At 62.5% G+C, this 15,547-nt stretch carries 18 protein-coding genes; 6 read left to right on the forward strand and 12 right to left on the reverse strand.

Annotated elements, in window-relative coordinates; translation table 11 throughout:
* Window positions 1–110: 110 nt before the first annotated feature.
* The 9 genes from ptsN to LVE68_RS15095 form a co-directional block, all read right to left on the reverse strand.
* Complete coding sequence (gene ptsN / locus LVE68_RS15055) at window positions 111–572, reverse strand: PTS IIA-like nitrogen regulatory protein PtsN (RefSeq protein ID WP_232941257.1); 462 nt, start codon at window positions 570–572, stop codon at window positions 111–113.
* A 3-nt stretch (window positions 573–575) separates the two neighbouring features.
* Entirely contained in the window at window positions 576–869 is a 294-nt protein-coding gene (gene hpf / locus LVE68_RS15060) for a ribosome hibernation-promoting factor, HPF/YfiA family (RefSeq protein WP_232941258.1), read from the reverse strand.
* A 227-nt stretch (window positions 870–1,096) separates the two neighbouring features.
* Window positions 1,097–2,572: an RNA polymerase factor sigma-54 gene (locus LVE68_RS15065; protein ID WP_232941259.1), complete on the reverse strand. Its 1,476-nt coding sequence runs from the start codon at window positions 2,570–2,572 to the stop codon at window positions 1,097–1,099.
* Between the two features lie 192 nt (window positions 2,573–2,764).
* Window positions 2,765–3,490, reverse strand: coding sequence for an LPS export ABC transporter ATP-binding protein (lptB, locus tag LVE68_RS15070; RefSeq protein WP_232941260.1), 726 nt, complete (start codon window positions 3,488–3,490; stop codon window positions 2,765–2,767).
* 86 nt (window positions 3,491–3,576) lie between these two features.
* The gene (gene lptA / locus LVE68_RS15075) at window positions 3,577–4,140 is read right to left on the reverse strand and encodes a lipopolysaccharide transport periplasmic protein LptA (protein ID WP_232941261.1); all 564 of its coding nucleotides are present in this window, start codon (window positions 4,138–4,140) and stop codon (window positions 3,577–3,579) included.
* Window positions 4,127–4,693 (reverse strand): LPS export ABC transporter periplasmic protein LptC, encoded by a 567-nt coding sequence (gene lptC, locus LVE68_RS15080; protein WP_232941262.1) that lies wholly within the window; start codon window positions 4,691–4,693, stop codon window positions 4,127–4,129. The genes lptA and lptC overlap by 14 nt, the downstream gene beginning before the upstream one ends.
* Window positions 4,693–5,244, reverse strand: a complete 552-nt coding sequence (locus tag LVE68_RS15085) for a KdsC family phosphatase (RefSeq protein ID WP_232941263.1) — start codon at window positions 5,242–5,244, stop codon at window positions 4,693–4,695. Before LVE68_RS15085 ends, lptC begins: the two co-directional genes overlap by 1 nt.
* Window positions 5,245–5,287: 43 nt before the next feature.
* Entirely contained in the window at window positions 5,288–6,259 is a 972-nt protein-coding gene (locus LVE68_RS15090; RefSeq protein ID WP_232941264.1) for a KpsF/GutQ family sugar-phosphate isomerase, read from the reverse strand.
* A gap of 54 nt (window positions 6,260–6,313) precedes the next feature.
* Complete coding sequence (locus LVE68_RS15095; protein WP_232941265.1) at window positions 6,314–7,279, reverse strand: calcium/sodium antiporter; 966 nt, start codon at window positions 7,277–7,279, stop codon at window positions 6,314–6,316.
* Between the two features lie 289 nt (window positions 7,280–7,568).
* On the opposite strand from LVE68_RS15095, the gene LVE68_RS15100 reads away from it, so the two are divergent.
* From LVE68_RS15100 to hisD, 5 genes are all read left to right on the forward strand, one after another.
* Window positions 7,569–8,225 carry an MlaC/ttg2D family ABC transporter substrate-binding protein gene (locus LVE68_RS15100; RefSeq protein ID WP_232941266.1) on the forward strand — a complete coding sequence of 219 codons (657 nt, stop codon included), beginning with the start codon at window positions 7,569–7,571 and terminating at the stop codon, window positions 8,223–8,225.
* Window positions 8,226–8,315: 90 nt separating this feature from the next.
* Complete coding sequence (locus LVE68_RS15105) at window positions 8,316–8,549, forward strand: BolA family protein (RefSeq protein ID WP_232941267.1); 234 nt, start codon at window positions 8,316–8,318, stop codon at window positions 8,547–8,549.
* A 12-nt stretch (window positions 8,550–8,561) separates the two neighbouring features.
* On the forward strand, window positions 8,562–9,824 hold the full coding sequence (gene murA / locus LVE68_RS15110) for a UDP-N-acetylglucosamine 1-carboxyvinyltransferase (RefSeq protein ID WP_232941268.1): 1,263 nt from the start codon (window positions 8,562–8,564) through the stop codon (window positions 9,822–9,824).
* A 77-nt stretch (window positions 9,825–9,901) separates the two neighbouring features.
* Entirely contained in the window at window positions 9,902–10,540 is a 639-nt protein-coding gene (gene hisG, locus LVE68_RS15115; protein ID WP_232941269.1) for an ATP phosphoribosyltransferase, read from the forward strand.
* A 10-nt stretch (window positions 10,541–10,550) separates the two neighbouring features.
* The gene (gene hisD / locus LVE68_RS15120; protein ID WP_232941270.1) at window positions 10,551–11,858 is read left to right on the forward strand and encodes a histidinol dehydrogenase; all 1,308 of its coding nucleotides are present in this window, start codon (window positions 10,551–10,553) and stop codon (window positions 11,856–11,858) included.
* Between the two features lie 6 nt (window positions 11,859–11,864).
* Here the strand turns inward: hisD and LVE68_RS15125 are convergent, their stop codons facing one another.
* Both LVE68_RS15125 and LVE68_RS15130 read right to left on the reverse strand, forming a co-directional pair.
* Window positions 11,865–12,326 (reverse strand): nuclear transport factor 2 family protein, encoded by a 462-nt coding sequence (locus tag LVE68_RS15125; RefSeq protein ID WP_232941271.1) that lies wholly within the window; start codon window positions 12,324–12,326, stop codon window positions 11,865–11,867.
* A gap of 23 nt (window positions 12,327–12,349) precedes the next feature.
* Window positions 12,350–13,540 (reverse strand): S1C family serine protease, encoded by a 1,191-nt coding sequence (locus LVE68_RS15130; protein ID WP_232941272.1) that lies wholly within the window; start codon window positions 13,538–13,540, stop codon window positions 12,350–12,352.
* 156 nt (window positions 13,541–13,696) lie between these two features.
* On the opposite strand from LVE68_RS15130, the gene sat reads away from it, so the two are divergent.
* Window positions 13,697–14,887, forward strand: a complete 1,191-nt coding sequence (sat, locus tag LVE68_RS15135; RefSeq protein ID WP_232941273.1) for a sulfate adenylyltransferase — start codon at window positions 13,697–13,699, stop codon at window positions 14,885–14,887.
* 107 nt (window positions 14,888–14,994) lie between these two features.
* On the opposite strand, the gene LVE68_RS15140 is transcribed toward sat, so the two are convergent.
* A complete protein-coding gene (locus LVE68_RS15140; RefSeq protein ID WP_232941274.1) occupies window positions 14,995–15,453 on the reverse strand; it encodes a YhcB family protein in 459 nt (152 codons plus the stop codon).
* Window positions 15,454–15,547 lie beyond the last annotated feature (94 nt).

Below are 15,547 nucleotides of genomic sequence, written 5' to 3' on the forward strand. Positions count from 1 at the left end.
AGCGACCGGCGGGCTCCCGGTCGCATTGGCCAATGATCCGCCATTGCGGCGTCCGGCACAACGATAACGGATGTTTGTGAAGGATCGCAGTGGGACGGCGCTGGTGTGCTTCAGGCTGCGGCAGCGCTGTCGATGGCCAGGGCGTAGAGCTCGTCGCTGGAGTCCGCCTGGCGGAGCTTCTCCCTGACCCTGCTGTCGTTAAACAGGGCGGCGATTTCCGCCAGGGTGTCCAGGTGTTCCTGCTCCGCGTTTTCCGGCACCAGCAGGGCGAATAGCAGGTCGACCGGCTGGCGGTCGGCAGCATCGAAATCGATCGCCGGCTCAGTGGTGCACAGTACACCAATGGCCTCCTGGCAGCCCGGCAGGCGGCAGTGGGGGATGGCGACACCATCCCCGATGCCGGTGGAGCCCAGCCGCTCGCGCGCGATCATCTGGTTGAAAATCGTGTCTGCGTCCAGGTGTGGATACTGCTCGGCTATCGCCTGGGCAATATTCAGCAAGAGCTTCTTTTTGCTGCTGCCCGCCACCCGGCAAAGGCTGAGGCTGGGCGAGAGTAATGCTTCCAATGTCATAGCTTAACGATGGGCTCGCAACTTCTCTTTGTGTTTTATCAGCTGGCGATCGAGCTTGTCCGTGAGGGCGTCAATTGCCGCGTACATATCATCCGCTTCCGAATCCGCAAAGATCTCCCGCCCATTGACGTGAAACAGTGCCTCGGCGCGCTGTATTTCTTTCTTTTCCATTGACAGGGTTACCTGTCCCGTCGTGATCAGGTCATTGTGGTGGGAGAGTTTATCCAGTTTTTCGAGACAATAATCGCGAAGGGCTGAAGTCACTTCCAGGTGGCGGCCACTGATGTTGACTTGCATGGAATTCTCCTGTTCGAGTGCATCGAAAGCGCGGTTTGAACCGGCAGCACCCCCTGTCAGGGCGGCAACCCTACTAGGAAGTACGCCAGATTGGAAGGATACACTCAAACTTGAGGTATTGGTTGCGGGCCGCGTGGGATTGCATGCCCGGCAAGTGGTGGTGACCGTATTTTCCGATGGGGTCAGGTTGCGCCGCTAGGGCCCGGTTGGCGGGGCCTGCAGTGGTCTCAGATCAGGCGCTTGCGCTCACTGGAAGAGGGTATGCCCATGGATTCGCGATATTTGGCGACCGTGCGGCGGGCAACCTTGATTCCCTGGTTGGCCAGCTCCTGGGTGATCTTGTTATCGGACAGGGGCTTGCGTGGCTGCTCGGCGTCGACCAGCTTGCGGATCAGTGCGCGGATCGCGGTAGACGAGGCATCCTCACCGGAATTGGTGCTGACGTGGCTGGAAAAGAAGTATTTGAGCTCAAAGACCCCGCGGGGTGTGAACATATACTTTTGCGTGGTGACCCGTGAAATAGTGGACTCGTGCATGCCCACGGTTTCAGCAATATCCGCCAGCACCATGGGTTTCATTCCCTCGGGGCCCTGCTCGAAAAAGCCCTGCTGTTTCTCGACGATGCTCGAGGCCACCTTGAGCAGGGTCTCATTGCGGCTCTGCAGGCTCTTGAGGAACCAGCGTGCCTCCTGCAGGTGATCGCGCAGGAAGTTGTTATCGGCGGAGTTGTCCGCGCGTTTGATCATGGAGGCATAACCGGCATGGATGCGCAGCCGCGGGGTGGTTTCCGGGTTCAGCTCCACCTGCCAGCGTTGCTGGCGCCGGGTTACGATCACATCCGGTACGACATATTGCGGCTCATCGCCGCCAAAGGCCTCGCCCGGGTGCGGGTTGAGCGACTGGATCAGCCGCATCACTTCACCCAGTTGGGCCTCATTCAGCCGGGTGCGGCGCCCCAGCTGGCGAAAGTCGCGTTTACCCAGCAGGTCCAGGTGCAAGTCGACGATGGCCTGGGCCTCGGCGAGCCAGGGGGTCTCGGCGGGCATCTGCAGCAGCTGCAGCAGCAGGGACTCGCGCAGGTCGCGCGCCGCACATCCGGCGGGCTCAAACTGCTGGATGGTTTTCAGGACCGCCAGGATTTCATCCTCACCGACCTCCAGCGCCTCGGCCAGCTCCGCCAGTGGCGACTGCAGGAAGCCCCGGGTATCGATCGCGTCGATCAGGGTTTCGGCAATCAGTTTGTCGTGCCGGGAGAGTGGGGTGAGGTTCAGTTGCCACAGCAGGTGGTCGTGGAGGCTTTCGGAGGTGGCATTGCGCTGCTCCAGCAGGTTGTCCTCGCCGGTCGGGCCGCTGTAGCTGCCACCGCTGTAGATGTCATCCCAGTGGGTATCGACCGGCAGGTCGTCGGGAATGTCGTTGTTCCATTCGCTCTCGCTCGCGGCATCTGTACCGGATTCGCTGGCGCTGGCCGTGCGGTCATCGGGCCCGGGGGTCGGGTGATCCTCGCCCTTGGCCTCATCCGCGGAGGCTTCATGTTCGCCATGCTCTCCGGTATCGGTCTCCAGCAGCGGGTTGCTGTCCAGGGCCGACTGGACCTCCTGTTGCAGGTCGAGCGTCGACAGTTGCAGGAGGCGAATCGCCTGCTGCAGCTGCGGGGTCATCGTCAGCTGGGTGCCGAGCTTGAGCTGGAGGGATTGCTTCATACAGGGTAGAGAACCGCTAGAACGAAATATTCTTCCGAATTTCGATAAGGCGGCAGACTAACCTGCTGTGGGCGCGATTACAAGCAATAAGTGTGCCGAAAATGATGACCGTATTGCCTCCGCCGGCGATGGAGGTGACAGATATGCAGATTGCCCCCTCTGCCTAGGACGGTTTTCGGCGCCCGGTCCGCATCAGATGGTGAATTCGTGGCCCAGGTAAACCTCGCGTACCTGCTGGTTGGAGAGCACCTCATCCGGTGCGCCAGCGGCGATGATGTGGCCTTCGCTGACGATATAGGCGGTCTCACAAATGGACAGGGTCTCGCGCACGTTGTGGTCAGTGATCAGGACGCCAATGCCACGCTGGCGCAGGTGCTGGATGATCTGCTTGATATCGTTGACCGAAATGGGATCGACGCCGGCAAAGGGTTCGTCGAGCAGGACGAATGCCGGATCGGTGGCCAGGGCTCGCGCAATCTCCACCCGGCGTCGCTCGCCGCCGGACAGGGACATGCCCAGGCTGCCGGAGATGTGGGTGATATTGAATTCGTTCAGCAGCTCATCGGCCCGCTCCTGCCGCTGCGCCCGGGTAAGGTCCTTGCGGGTCTCGAGGATGGCGAGAATGTTGTCGCGGACGCTGAGGCGGCGAAATACCGAGGCCTCCTGCGGCAGGTAGCCGATGCCCTTGCGGGCCCGGCCGTGCATGGATAACCGCGTGATGTCTTCTTCATCGATCAGCACCTGGCCCGCGTCCGCGCGCACCAGGCCGGCGATCATGTAGAAGCAGGTGGTTTTGCCGGCCCCATTGGGGCCCAGCAGGCCCACGACCTGGCCGCTCGATACGCTGACGGATACGTCCCGTACGACTTTGCGCTTCTTGTACTGTTTGGCGAGGTGTAACGCCTGTAGCGTTGGCATACTGAATTCCTGCTGGGCGCGAGATGCCGAGGCGGCATCCCGCGCTGGATCTGGGGATTGCGAGGCGCGGCCCCGGTGGGAAGGGGTTACTGGCCTTCCGTCGAATCCTTGTTATCTTCTGCGCTGTCGGCCGGGGCTGTCCCTTCGGGCTTGCGCTCCGGTTTCCAGATCATCTCGACCCGGCCGTCGCCAGATTGGCCCTGGGCCTGCATTTTTTCGCTGTTGAGGTCATAGTCGATCCTCTCCGCCGCCAGGGTGTTGCCGTCACGGTCCACGTGGGCGTCACCGGTCAGCTGCAGTTCGTCGGCGTTGACCTTGAACTCGATGCGGCGCGCGCGGGCCTTGACCAGGTTCTGGCTCTGCTGCATCTGTTGCTGGAAGTGGGCCGGATTGCCGGTGGCGATGACGCGCCGGATCTCCCCTTCCGGGTTGCCGTGCACTTCCACGCGATCGGCGCGGATCTGCAGCGAGCCCTGCGTGATGACCACGTTGCCGCTGTAGACCGACAGGTTCTTGCCGCGGTTGGCTTCCAGCTTCTGCGCGTTGACCTTGACCGGTTGTTGGCGGTCGGACGGCAGTGCCGTGGCGTGCATTCCCTGCAGCAGTAGTGTGGTGACCGCCAGGGCGCACAGGAATTTATTGAGTTTCATAGGTGCTTTCCACCTCGGAGAGTATCTCTACCCGGTCTTGTTTCAGGAAGGCGCGCAGGCCTTTTCCCTGCGTCCGGTTCGGGCCGGCGGCAATAGTAACAAGTTTGTCTGTTTCCGCGTATTCCTGGCGGGGCTTGATGGTGATTTTCTCGGTATCCAGTACGATGCCACCGGGCTCCGGGAGTTCATTGATATGCACTTCGCCGCGCAGGACCACCCGTTCGCCGTTGTTGTGGGCCACGCCCGAGCGTGATTCCGTGCGCCACCTGGGCTGGTCACCCTGGTAGAAAAGGATGCGCGGCTCTTTCAGGTTGGCGCGATCGCGGCGGGCAAACTGGAAGAAAGTAATCCGCTCAGCATCCACCCGGTAGGCCAGGTTGCCCTCCAGGTTGAAGTGGCGCGTGCGCGCATCCCGGATAACCAGGTCCGGGGCGCGGTTGTATTGCCTCGGGGTAGGTTGCTTGCCCAGCAGTTCCGGCGGCGGGCTCTCGGCGAACCAGGCGACGGCGCTGATCAGGGCCACGATCACGAACAGGGGTAGCCAGGTGCGCATCAGTGCTCCCCGATGTAGGGGGCCAGTGCGGCAGCGAAGGTACCCTGGGCATGCATAATGCGGTCGCAGACCTCGCGTACTGCGCCTTCACCGCCGCGACTGCTGGTGACCCATATTGCCCGCTCACGTACCGGTGATGCGGCATTGGGGACCGAGATAGGGCAGCCGATGCGAGTCATTACCAGCAGGTCCGGGTAATCATCACCGACATAGGCAATGTCCTCCAGCCGGCAGCTGTCCCCATCGAGCAGCTCCTGCAGGGCGGCAAACTTGTCTTCGCGACCCTGGATCAGTTTGTGGATGCCCAGGTCGTGGGCCCGGCGCTCCACCACACTGCTGCGGCGCCCGGTAATGATCGCCACCTGGACGCCGGACTTCTGCAGCATCTTGATGCCGTGGCCATCCAGCGTATTGAAGGTTTTCAGTTCATTGCCGCTGTTGTCGAAATACAGGCGGCCATCGGTGAGGACGCCATCGACGTCCAGGACCAGCCAGCGCACCTGCGCCAGTTTGCGGTCGATTTTCTCTTGCTGCTTTTCGCTGGAACTCACAGTTTCTTGTCCTTCTCTCATTCAGTCGCAGGCAGTCGTGGGATCAGATTACGCCGGCGCGCAGTATATCGTGCATATGCAGCAGGCCGATGGGGTGGCGGGCGCTGTCTTCCACCACCAGCGCGGTGATCTTGTTATCTTCCATTATCCGCAGTGCCTCGGCGGCGAGGGTGTCGGCGGAGACTGTTTTCGGGCGCCGGCTCATGACCACGTCCATGGTGGCCTTGTCCAGTTCCACTTTCTGGTCGATTACCCGGCGCAGGTCGCCATCAGTAAATACGCCCAGCAGGGTGCCCTTGTTATCCACCACCGTGGTCATGCCGAAGCCCTTGCTGGTCATTTCCAGCAGGGCCTTGGATAGCGGGGTTTCCGGCGAGACCCGGGGCAGCTCCTCGCCGGCATGCATTACATCTTCCACTTTCAGCAGCAGTCGCCGGCCCAGCGCGCCGCCCGGGTGGGAGAAGGCGAAGTCCTCGGCGGTAAAGCCGCGCGCCTCCAGAAGGGCCACGGCCAGGGCGTCGCCCATCACCAGGGTGACGGTGGTTGAGGAGGTGGGAGCCAGGTTGAGCGGGCAGGCCTCGGTCTCCACCGAGATGTCCAGGTTGACTTCAGCGGCCTGGGCCAGCGGAGAGTCGGCCTTGCCGGTCATGCTGATCATGGGGATGCCCAGTCGCTTGAGCAGTGGCAGCAGGGTCAGCACCTCGGCCGAGGAGCCCGAATTGGAAATGGCGATCACCAGGTCCTCGCGGGTGATCATGCCGAGGTCGCCGTGGCTGGCTTCGCCCGGGTGCACAAAGAAACTGGGTGTGCCGGTGCTGGCCAGGGTGGCGGCAATCTTGTTGCCGATATGGCCGGACTTGCCCATGCCGGTAACGATGGCTCGCCCGCGGCATTGCAGGATCAGCTCACAGGCGCGCTTGAAGCCCTCGTCGATACGGTTTTCCAGTGCCGCGACGGCCTCGTTTTCCATCAATACGGTGCGACGGCCGGCTTGCAGTATCAGGTCCTGGGTCATTGTGAATCTCTGTTTACAGCTCAATCAATTGTAGGAATTCCGGGGTGCCCTGTTTCAGTTGTGGAACAGGAGCCAATAGTAGCCGCAGTAGCTCGCCAGCAGCACGATGCCCAGTGTGCGGCCCAGGCGTGCCCGTGTGGGCCTGCGCCAGAGACTGGCGCTGACCGCTGCCACCAGCAGCAGCGTGACCGCCAGCATGGCGAGATAATCGCGGGAGAATACCTCAATCTCCATCTGGATGCTGGCAATGGCGCCAGGCAGTGCCATGACCGCGAGCAGGTTGATGATGTTGGAGCCGATGATGTTGCCCAGCGCCAGGTCGAAATGCCCCTTGATCACGCTTGCCAGTGAGGCGGCCAGCTCGGGCAGGCTGGTGCCCAGCGCGACCACCGTGAGACCGATCACCAGGGGGCTGATGCCGGCCGCCAGGGCGAGGTGACGCGCGCCCCAGACAAGGATCTCCGAGCTGAGCAGCAGGGCTGCCAGGCCGATGGTGAACAGGGCAAAGCCGCGGGCTGTGGTGTAGGCCTGGATGTCCAGGTCCTCTTCCTCCGGGCCGTGGTGGCGCTTCTTGAAGTGCACCGTCAGCCACAGCAGCGGCGGGATCAGGCCCAGCATGACCAGGCCCTCTGTACGGGACAGGTAGCCATCAGCCAGGACCAGGCCCGCGAGGCCCGTAACCGCCAGTAGTGTGGGGATTTCGTGGCGCAGCAGGTGCGGCTGGGCGGGGAGGGGGGCGACCAGCGCGGTGGCGCCCAGCACCAGGCCGATATTGGCCAGGTTGGAGCCCAGTGCATTGCCGACGCCGATTTCGCCGGCACCTTTGAGGGCGGCACTGCCAGCGACCATGATTTCCGGGGCTGAAGTTCCCAGTGAGACAATGGTGAGCCCGATCACCAGCTTGGAGAGCCCCATCCGAAGTGCCAGGGCTGCGCTGCCGGCGACAAACCGATCGGCGCTCCAGATGAGCCCGGCTGCGCCACCGAGGACGGCAATCACCGCCAGCCAGACTTGCGGCATGCTAACCTCTTGTTATCGGGAAGAGTTGCATCAGGCGCCCATCCATGTACCAAAGCGAGGCCTCTGTCACTGATTTCATGTCATTACATCGCCCCAACTTGGGCCGCGGCCATGGTATAGTCTGCCGCCGTCACTGTCAGCTCCGTCCTCTTTGTCCGTGTGGTTCAGTGATCGGGTGACGGCGGGGTTGCGCTGGCCGTAGGCAGGATGCTGCGGGAGCCAGATGGTCGTATGGCACTTTTTGCCGCCACGTGCGTCCAAGGATCGATTTGCCAATGGGAGATTATTTGTGAGCTTCTCTATGAACAACGCCCGCCAGAGCTTTACCCGGCGTGCCCGCCTGGTCCTGTGTGCCCTGCTGGTTGCAGCCTGGACCCCGTTCGCCAGTGCGGCCCAGGATCCCTACGCCATGATCGAGGGGGTTTCCCAGAAGCTGCTGGGTGTGATTCGCGCCAATGCGCAGTATATGAATTCCGATCCGCAGCGTTACTACAGTGCGGTGGACAGTGTCCTCGAGCCGGTGGTGGATTTCAACTTCATTGCCCGCGGTGTTATGGGGCGCTATGCCAAGCAGTCCACCACCGCCCAGCGCTCGCGCTTCACCAGTGCCTTCCGCAAGGACCTGGTGGCAACGTTCGCCCGCGGTGTGGCCAGCTTTGGTGATATGGAGGTGCGCGTGGTCAACCCGGGCACGCCGGTGTCAGGCCGCCGTGTGAATGTATTGCAGGAGGTGCGCAGCCAGGAGGGGATCACCAAGGTGTCCTATACGCTGGTGCGCAATCGCGCCGGCCAGTGGAAGCTGATCAATGTGATCCTCAATGGTGTGAACCTCGGAAAGACTTTCCGCAGCCAGTTTGCCCAGGCGATGCAGGCCCACGAGGGTGATATCGACAAGGTGATTGCCAACTGGTCCGCCGCGGACAATGTCGCCAACCAGGTCGGTTAACCAGCAGTTTCCCGGTGGGTGCGGCGGAAAGCTGCACCCGCCCACCGATTTCAGTACACTGCCGCTTTTCAATTCCAAGTTTCCCCGCCTATGCAACCTGAAGAAATCAAGGCCCTGATCGAAGGGCATATTCCCGATAGTCATGCCGATGTCGCATTCGAGGGCAGCCACCTGATGGTTACCGTCGTGAGCGCCTCTTTCGAGGGGTTGAGCCGGCTAAAAAAACAACAGTTGGTCTATGGTGCGCTCGGTGAAAAGATCGCCGATGGCACCCTGCACGCCGTGCAGATGCAGACATTGACGCCGGCAGAAGCCGGTAAATAGGACCGCGGTTGAATGGATAAACTGATTATTGAGGGCGGTAGCCCCATTTCCGGCAAGCTGCGGATTTCCGGAGCCAAGAATGCCGCACTGCCGATCCTTGCCGCGGCGTTGCTGGCCGATGGCCCGGTACATATTCACAACCTGCCGCACCTCAACGACATCACCACCATGATTACGCTGCTGCGTTGCATGGGGTGCGAGGTGACCGTGGACGAGAAACTGGCGGTGGAGATTGATCCCCGTTCGGTGAATGAGCTGACGGCACCCTACGAGCTGGTGAAAACCATGCGCGCGTCCATCCTGGTGCTGGGGCCGTTGCTCGCCCGCCACGGGGTGGCAAATGTGTCATTTCCGGGGGGGTGTTCCATCGGCAGCCGCCCGGTGGATATCCACCTGAAGGGCCTGGAGGCCATGGGTGCCGAGATCACCATAGACGGCGGGTTTATTCGCGCGCGCTCCAATGGCCGCCTGAAGGGCGCCAATATCGTGATGGAGAAGGTCACTGTTGGCGGCACCGAGAATCTGCTGATGGCTGCGGTACTGGCCGAAGGAACCACTGTCCTGCACAACGCTGCACGGGAGCCGGAAATTGTCGACCTGGCCGAGTTCCTGATTGCCATGGGCGCCCAGATCGAGGGTGTGGGCACCGATACCCTGCGGGTGCATGGCGTCAAGCGGCTGAATTCCTGCACTTTCAGCGTGATGCCCGACCGGATCGAGACCGGCACATTCCTGGCGGCGGCGGCCGCCGCCCGGGGCAAGGTGCACCTGACCCATACCCGCGCCGACATCCTCGATGCGGTACTGGTCAAATTCGAGGAGGCCGGCGCGCACCTGAGCACCGGTGATGACTGGATCGAGCTCGACATGAAGGGCAATCGCCCGAAGGCGGTCAGTTTCCGCACCGCCCCGTATCCGGCATTCCCTACTGATATGCAGTCGCAGCTGATGGTGGTCAACGCTGTCGCCGAGGGCAAGGGGACGGTGGTCGAGACGATTTTCGAGAATCGCCTGATCCAGGTGCATGAGCTCAATCGTATGGGGGCCAATATCAGCCTCGAGGGTAATACCGCAATCGTCACCGGTGTGGAGCAACTGAATGGGGCTCCGGTGATGGCGTCGGACCTGCGGGCTTCCGCCAGCCTGGTGATTGCCGGAATGGTGGCCACGGGCACCACAGTGGTGGACCGGATCTACCATATCGACCGCGGCTACGAATGTATCGAGGAAAAACTACAGCAGCTCGGTGCCAACATCCGTCGCGTGCCCGGCTGACTCCCAGTGAGTTACCACAGGGTCCGGGGTGGACCCGGCCCTGTGGCCCAAAACATACCTGAATAACTGTCATAACGATGCAGATCACAATAGCGCTTACCAAGGGGCGGATCCTCAAGGAAACCCTGCCGCTCCTGGCGGCCGCCGGCCTGGAGCCGCAGGAAGACATCACCAAGAGCCGCAAGCTGATATTCCCCACCAACCAGGATGGCGTACGCCTGTTGATCCTGCGCGGTGTGGATGTGCCCACTTATGTGCAGCACGGGGCCGCTGACATTGGTGTTGCGGGTAAGGATACGTTGCTGGAGCATCCTAGTGATGGGCTCTACGAACCGCTCGACCTGGGAATCGCGCGCTGCCAGTTGATGACGGCGGGAATCGCCGGTGCAGCACTGCCGCGTGGCCGGATCCGGGTTGCGACCAAATTTGTGCAGAGTGCGCGGCGCTACTATGCGGCCCAGGGGCGCCAGGCGGATATCATCAAGTTGTACGGGGCGATGGAGCTGGCGCCTTTGATGGAGCTGGCCGATGAGATCGTGGATATCGTCGATACCGGCAATACGCTGCGGGCCAACGGCCTGGAGGCGCGGGACAAGATCGCGGATATCAGCAGTCGCCTGATCGTGAACAAGGCGTCGATGAAAATGAAATACAGCCCCATCAATGCCCTGATCGAGAAACTCTCCGCCGCTGTGAGCGCGCGGGATGCAAGCTGAGGTGGCCGATATGAGCAGCGCCCTGATCCGCCGGCTGGATGCCGCAAGTGCCGATTTCGACCGGCAGCTCGACGATCTGCTCGCCTGGGAATCGGTTGCCGATGATGCTGTCGAGCAGACTGTAGCTGCCATTCTGCAGGATGTTCGCACCCGTGGCGACGCCGCCCTGATCGAATATACCAACCGTTTCGATCGCCGCGACCTGCAATCCGCGAAGGGTTTTGTGCTGTCCGCCGAGGCCCTGCAGGCAGCCCTGCAGAGAATATCCGCGGCCGAGCGCGGAGCCCTTGAGGTGGCCGCGGAGCGCGTGAGTGCCTACCACGAGCGCCAGCGGCAGGAATCCTGGCAGTACACAGAGTCCGATGGCACGGTGCTGGGCCAGAAAATCACGCCGATGGAGCGTGTGGGTATCTATGTGCCCGGTGGCAAGGCCAGCTACCCCTCCTCGGTGCTCATGAATGCGCTGCCGGCCAGGGTGGCCGGTGTGGATTCCGTCACCATGGTGGTGCCGGCGCCCGATGGCCAGGTCAGTGACCTGGTGCTGGCGGCAGCGGCGATTGCGGGTGTGGACAGGGTCTTCACCATCGGCGGGGCCCAGGCGGTGGCCGCGCTGGCCTATGGTACCGAGACAGTGGGGCGGGTGGACAAGATTGTCGGTCCGGGCAATATCTTCGTTGCCAGTGCCAAGCGGGCCGTTTTCGGGCGTGTGGCAATCGATATGATTGCCGGCCCGTCTGAAATCCTGGTGATCTGTGACGGCCAGACAGACCCGGACTGGATTGCCATGGACCTGCTATCCCAGGCGGAGCACGATGAGCAGGCGCAGTCGATCCTGCTCAGTCCCGACCGGGGTTTCCTTGGTGCGGTGGAGGCCTCACTGGAAAAGCTGCTCGATGAATTGCCGCGCCGCGATATCGCTGCCACATCGCTGGCGGGGCGCGGTGCGCTGGTCGCGGTGGATTCGATTGAGCAGGCCATCGAGGTGGCCAACCGGATCGCCCCCGAGCACCTGGAAGTGTCTGTGGCGGATCCGGAAAGCTACCTGCCGCAGATTCGCCATGCCGGGGCGATCTTCCTCGGGCGCCACACCGCCGAGGCATTGGGGGATTACTGTGCCGGTCCCAACCATGTACTGCCTACCAGTGGCACTGCACGGTTTTCCTCGCCGCTGGGGGTGTACGATTTCCAGAAGCGCAGCTCGATTATTCACTGCTCCCCGGAAGGCGCCGACCAGCTTGGTCGCGTAGCCGGGGCCCTGGCCCGCGGCGAGGGCCTGGAGGCCCATGCCCGTTCGGCCGAGTACCGGGTAAAGGACTGACCCGCGTCAGTCTTCCTGTGCCGGGATCCTGGTCGCCTGCCACGCCACGGCGCGCCATTCGCCATCACGTTTCACGAAGGTGCCGGTGTTGAAGTAGGAGGTCGGGGCGCTGTCCCCTGGCTTGTCACCGGCATCGGGCTGCGCCCTTTCCTCGGCCACCAGCCGGAAGGCCACGACAGCAGTGTCCCCGAACAGCCGGATATCCACATCCTCTGCCCGGTAAGCGGCGGTAGCCGGTTGCTGTTCCTGTCCCTCGAATCCTTGCAGGATCGTCTCCTTGCCGAAGCGGGCACCGCTGGAACTGGTGTAGACCAGGTCCTCCGCCCAGAAACGCTGGTGTGCCTGTTTCTTGTGGGTGGCGGCGAGGAAGTTGTCCAGCTGCTTATCCAGGGCGGCGCGATCGTCGGCAATTGCCGGTGTGCCCAGGAGGGTGGTGACTGCTATTGCGAGAATCAGGGATATACGCATGGCTAGCGTCCTCATTGTGGTTGTTATTCCTGGGTGGGCGGTGGCGCTGCCTGGCCGGGGTCCTCGCCCTGGGACTTCGGCGGCTCTGCAACGATAGCCTCGGTGGTCGACTCGATGCCATTGCGGATGTAGCTGATGGTGACCGTGTCGCCCGGGCGCAGGGTGAACATGGTCGCCGGGCCGCGAATACCGTTATTGAGTGGCAGGCCATTGATATGGGTGAGCACGTCGCCGGGCTTCAGGCCGGCCTTGAAGGCCGGGCCCTCGTTATAGATGGCGAGCACCACGATACCCTCGGTCGACGGGGGCAGCTTGAGGGTGGGGGCCAGCTGCGGTAACTGCCGCAGGTCGGCGGCCTCGATCCCCAGCCAGCCCGGCACCACGCGGCCATACTCGATGATGTCCTCCATCACCTTGAGGGCGATGTTGGCGGGAATGGCAAAGCTGATACCGCCGGTGTAGCCGCTCTTGTCCAGGATCGATGTGTTGATGCCCAGCAGCCGGCCACGGGTATCCACCAGGGCACCGCCGGAATTGCCGGGGTTTACCGCCGCATCAGTCTGCAGGAAGCTCTGTAGCCAGCCGCCCGCGCCGTAGTTGGTCAGGTTGCGGGCGCCGGTGGCGCTGATGATGCCCTGGGTCACAGTCTGGCCGACGCCAAAGGGGTTGCCGATTGCCAGCACAATATCGCCCACCTGGGCCTGTTCCGGGTCGCCCACCTCGATGGTCCGCAGGTCGGGGAGGTCGACCCTGAGCACGGCGAGGTCGAAGTTTGGCTCGGTGCCCACCAGTTCCGCGCGGGCCTCGCGCCCGTCGGCCAGGTAGACGGTGATCGCTTCGGCCTGGTTGATCACGTGGTGATTGGTGAGGATATAGCCATCCTCGCTCACGATAACGCCGGAGCCCAGGTTGGCCTGCATGCGGTCCCGCAGTTGGTGGGGAAGCTCGGTGCTCTCGAGCAGGGCGCGGAAGGCGGGGTTGTCCAGCAGCGGGTGGCGCTGCTGGGGCACGGCGCTGCGGGTATAAATGTTGACCACCGCCGGGCTGGCATTATTGACCGCCCGGGCATAGGACACGGGGCCGCTCCACTCGTCCCGCTCGGGACCGAATGCCCCATCACGCAGCTGGGGGAACAGCAGCAGGGCACCCACTGCCAGCAGCAGGCCGATGCCTGCGGGGATGGCCCAGTCTTGCAGAAATCGTTGTAAGGACACTCTTGCCTCCTGAATTTGCGGCCATTATACGGGTTTGGCGCCCGGATTCATCGCGTGCCGCAAATTCGCTGCCCCTTGGGTACACGCCCGGATTCCGTATAATGCGTGCTCCTGATTATTCCACTAGCAAGAAACGATAAACTTTCGGAGACCCGTATGTCCCTGGTTCGCCCCCACGGCAGCGTCGAGCTGCAGCCCCGCTTTGTCTACGACAGTGAACGGCACCACCAGCTGATGCACGAGGCGGAGTCCCTGCCGTCAATCGTGGTAAGTTCAGCCGCAGCTGCCAATGCGGTAATGCTGGGGGCCGGCTACTTCAACCCGCTGCACGGCTATATGAACCTGGCCGATACCCTGAGCGTGGCGAAGTCCCTGCGTACCTCCGATGGCCTGTTCTGGCCGGTGCCGGTGGTCAACATGGTGCAGGACACCAGCGCCATTGAGGGCGCGTCCCGAATTGCGCTGCGCGACCCCAATGTGGAAGGTAATCCGGTCGTCGCGATCATGGATGTGGAGGCCATCGAAACCGTCACTGACGAGCAGGTCAATACTATCGTAGAGGAGGTGTACGGCACGCTGGATGACAAGCATCCCGGGGTGGCCACCTTCAAGTCCGCCGGGCGCAAGCTGATTTCCGGGCCAATCGAGGTGCTGAACTTCAGCTACTTCCAGAGCGACTTCCCGGATACTTTCCGCACTGCAGTGGAGATTCGCCATGAGTTCGCCGAGCGCGGCTGGAACAAGGTGGTCGCATTCCAGACCCGCAACCCGATGCACCGCGCCCACGAGGAGCTGTGCAAGATGGCCCTGGAGTCGGTGGACGCCGATGGTGTGCTGATCCATATGCTGCTGGGCCAGCTGAAGCCCGGGGATATCCCGGCGCCGGTACGCGATGCGTCAATCCGCAAGATGGTCGAGCTGTACTTCCCCGCGAACACCGTGATGGTGACCGGCTATGGTTTTGACATGCTCTATGCCGGGCCCCGGGAGGCTGTGCTGCACGCGGTATTCCGCCAGAACTGTGGCTGCAGCCACCTGATCGTGGGCCGCGACCACGCCGGCGTGGGTGACTATTACGGCGCCTTCGATGCGCAGACCATTTTCGACGAGAAGGTACCGGAAGGGGCGCTGGAGATCGAAATCTTCCGCGCGGATCACACGGCCTACTCAAAAAAGCTGAATAAGGTGGTGATGATGCGGGACGTGCCGGATCACACCAAGGAGGACTTCATCCTGCTGTCCGGCACCAAGGTGCGTGAAATGCTGGGTGACGGCATTGCGCCGCCCCCGGAGTTCTCCCGCCCGGAGGTTGCCCAGATCCTGATGGATTACTACCAGAGCATCTGACCGGGAAAGGTGAAACGAAAAAGGGCGGGTTGATACCCGCCCTTTTTTATTGCCGCCGCGCGGCCCTTGCCGTGCTGTTTCCTGGCTTTCTTCGGCCAGGGAGCCGGTTAGCGATTGGCCACGCTCTCGGAGCGCTCGTGCTGGTCCCTGTCCAGGCCGTAATCCTCGGCCAGGGTGCCCTTGGCGCCGGGCTCTTTCGGGGCCCAGTCCCGGGGGGGCTCGACGCTCTTGAGGCTCTCGTCGTTTTCGCTCAGCTTTCCGCTACCGGCCTCCAGCATCTGCCGGCCGATATCCTGGCTGGAGAGGCGCATGGCGCTGTTCGCCAGGTACTCGTGCACCTCGCGGTAGCTCTCGGTGAGGTTGTGAACCAGCTGGGCAGTCTGGTCAAAGTGTTCGTTGACCTGCAGCTGGAAGTCCTCGAGCTTGCGGTTGGACTCCTTCAGGCGCAGCTCCAGTTCCTGGGTGCGGTCGATACCGCCGCGGTTGCGGGTGGCGAGAAATGCCAGCAGCGCGCCCAGCGCCAGTCCCAGAATCCCGACCAGAATAAGAATGGATGTAGAGTGCACGAATACAGTCTCCCGGATTGCGAATGTCTGCGCCGTCCGTGGCGCCGTCCAGGGCCTAGTATACGCAATTCAGGCGCTGGCGTCGGGGCGATTT

Source organism: Microbulbifer sp. YPW16 (assembly GCF_021290385.1).
GTDB lineage: Bacteria > Pseudomonadota > Gammaproteobacteria > Pseudomonadales > Cellvibrionaceae > Microbulbifer > Microbulbifer zhoushanensis.

Excerpts from the sequence above, each read along its gene's own strand:
- LVE68_RS15095 (WP_232941265.1), bottom strand. The coding sequence starts at position 7,279 with ATGCCGCAAGTCTGGCTGGCGGTGATTGCCGTCCTCGGTGGCGCAGCC.
- hisG (WP_232941269.1), top strand. The coding sequence starts at position 9,902 with ATGCAGATCACAATAGCGCTTACCAAGGGGCGGATCCTCAAGGAAACC.
- LVE68_RS15065 (WP_232941259.1), bottom strand. The coding sequence starts at position 2,572 with ATGAAGCAATCCCTCCAGCTCAAGCTCGGCACCCAGCTGACGATGACC.
- lptA (WP_232941261.1), bottom strand. The coding sequence starts at position 4,140 with ATGAAACTCAATAAATTCCTGTGCGCCCTGGCGGTCACCACACTACTG.
- murA (WP_232941268.1), top strand. The coding sequence starts at position 8,562 with ATGGATAAACTGATTATTGAGGGCGGTAGCCCCATTTCCGGCAAGCTG.
- LVE68_RS15125 (WP_232941271.1), bottom strand. The coding sequence starts at position 12,326 with ATGCGTATATCCCTGATTCTCGCAATAGCAGTCACCACCCTCCTGGGC.
- ptsN (WP_232941257.1), bottom strand. The coding sequence starts at position 572 with ATGACATTGGAAGCATTACTCTCGCCCAGCCTCAGCCTTTGCCGGGTG.
- lptB (WP_232941260.1), bottom strand. The coding sequence starts at position 3,490 with ATGCCAACGCTACAGGCGTTACACCTCGCCAAACAGTACAAGAAGCGC.
- LVE68_RS15105 (WP_232941267.1), top strand. The coding sequence starts at position 8,316 with ATGCAACCTGAAGAAATCAAGGCCCTGATCGAAGGGCATATTCCCGAT.
- hpf (WP_232941258.1), bottom strand. The coding sequence starts at position 869 with ATGCAAGTCAACATCAGTGGCCGCCACCTGGAAGTGACTTCAGCCCTT.
- hisD (WP_232941270.1), top strand. The coding sequence starts at position 10,551 with ATGAGCAGCGCCCTGATCCGCCGGCTGGATGCCGCAAGTGCCGATTTC.
- LVE68_RS15090 (WP_232941264.1), bottom strand. The coding sequence starts at position 6,259 with ATGACCCAGGACCTGATACTGCAAGCCGGCCGTCGCACCGTATTGATG.
- sat (WP_232941273.1), top strand. The coding sequence starts at position 13,697 with ATGTCCCTGGTTCGCCCCCACGGCAGCGTCGAGCTGCAGCCCCGCTTT.
- lptC (WP_232941262.1), bottom strand. The coding sequence starts at position 4,693 with ATGCGCACCTGGCTACCCCTGTTCGTGATCGTGGCCCTGATCAGCGCC.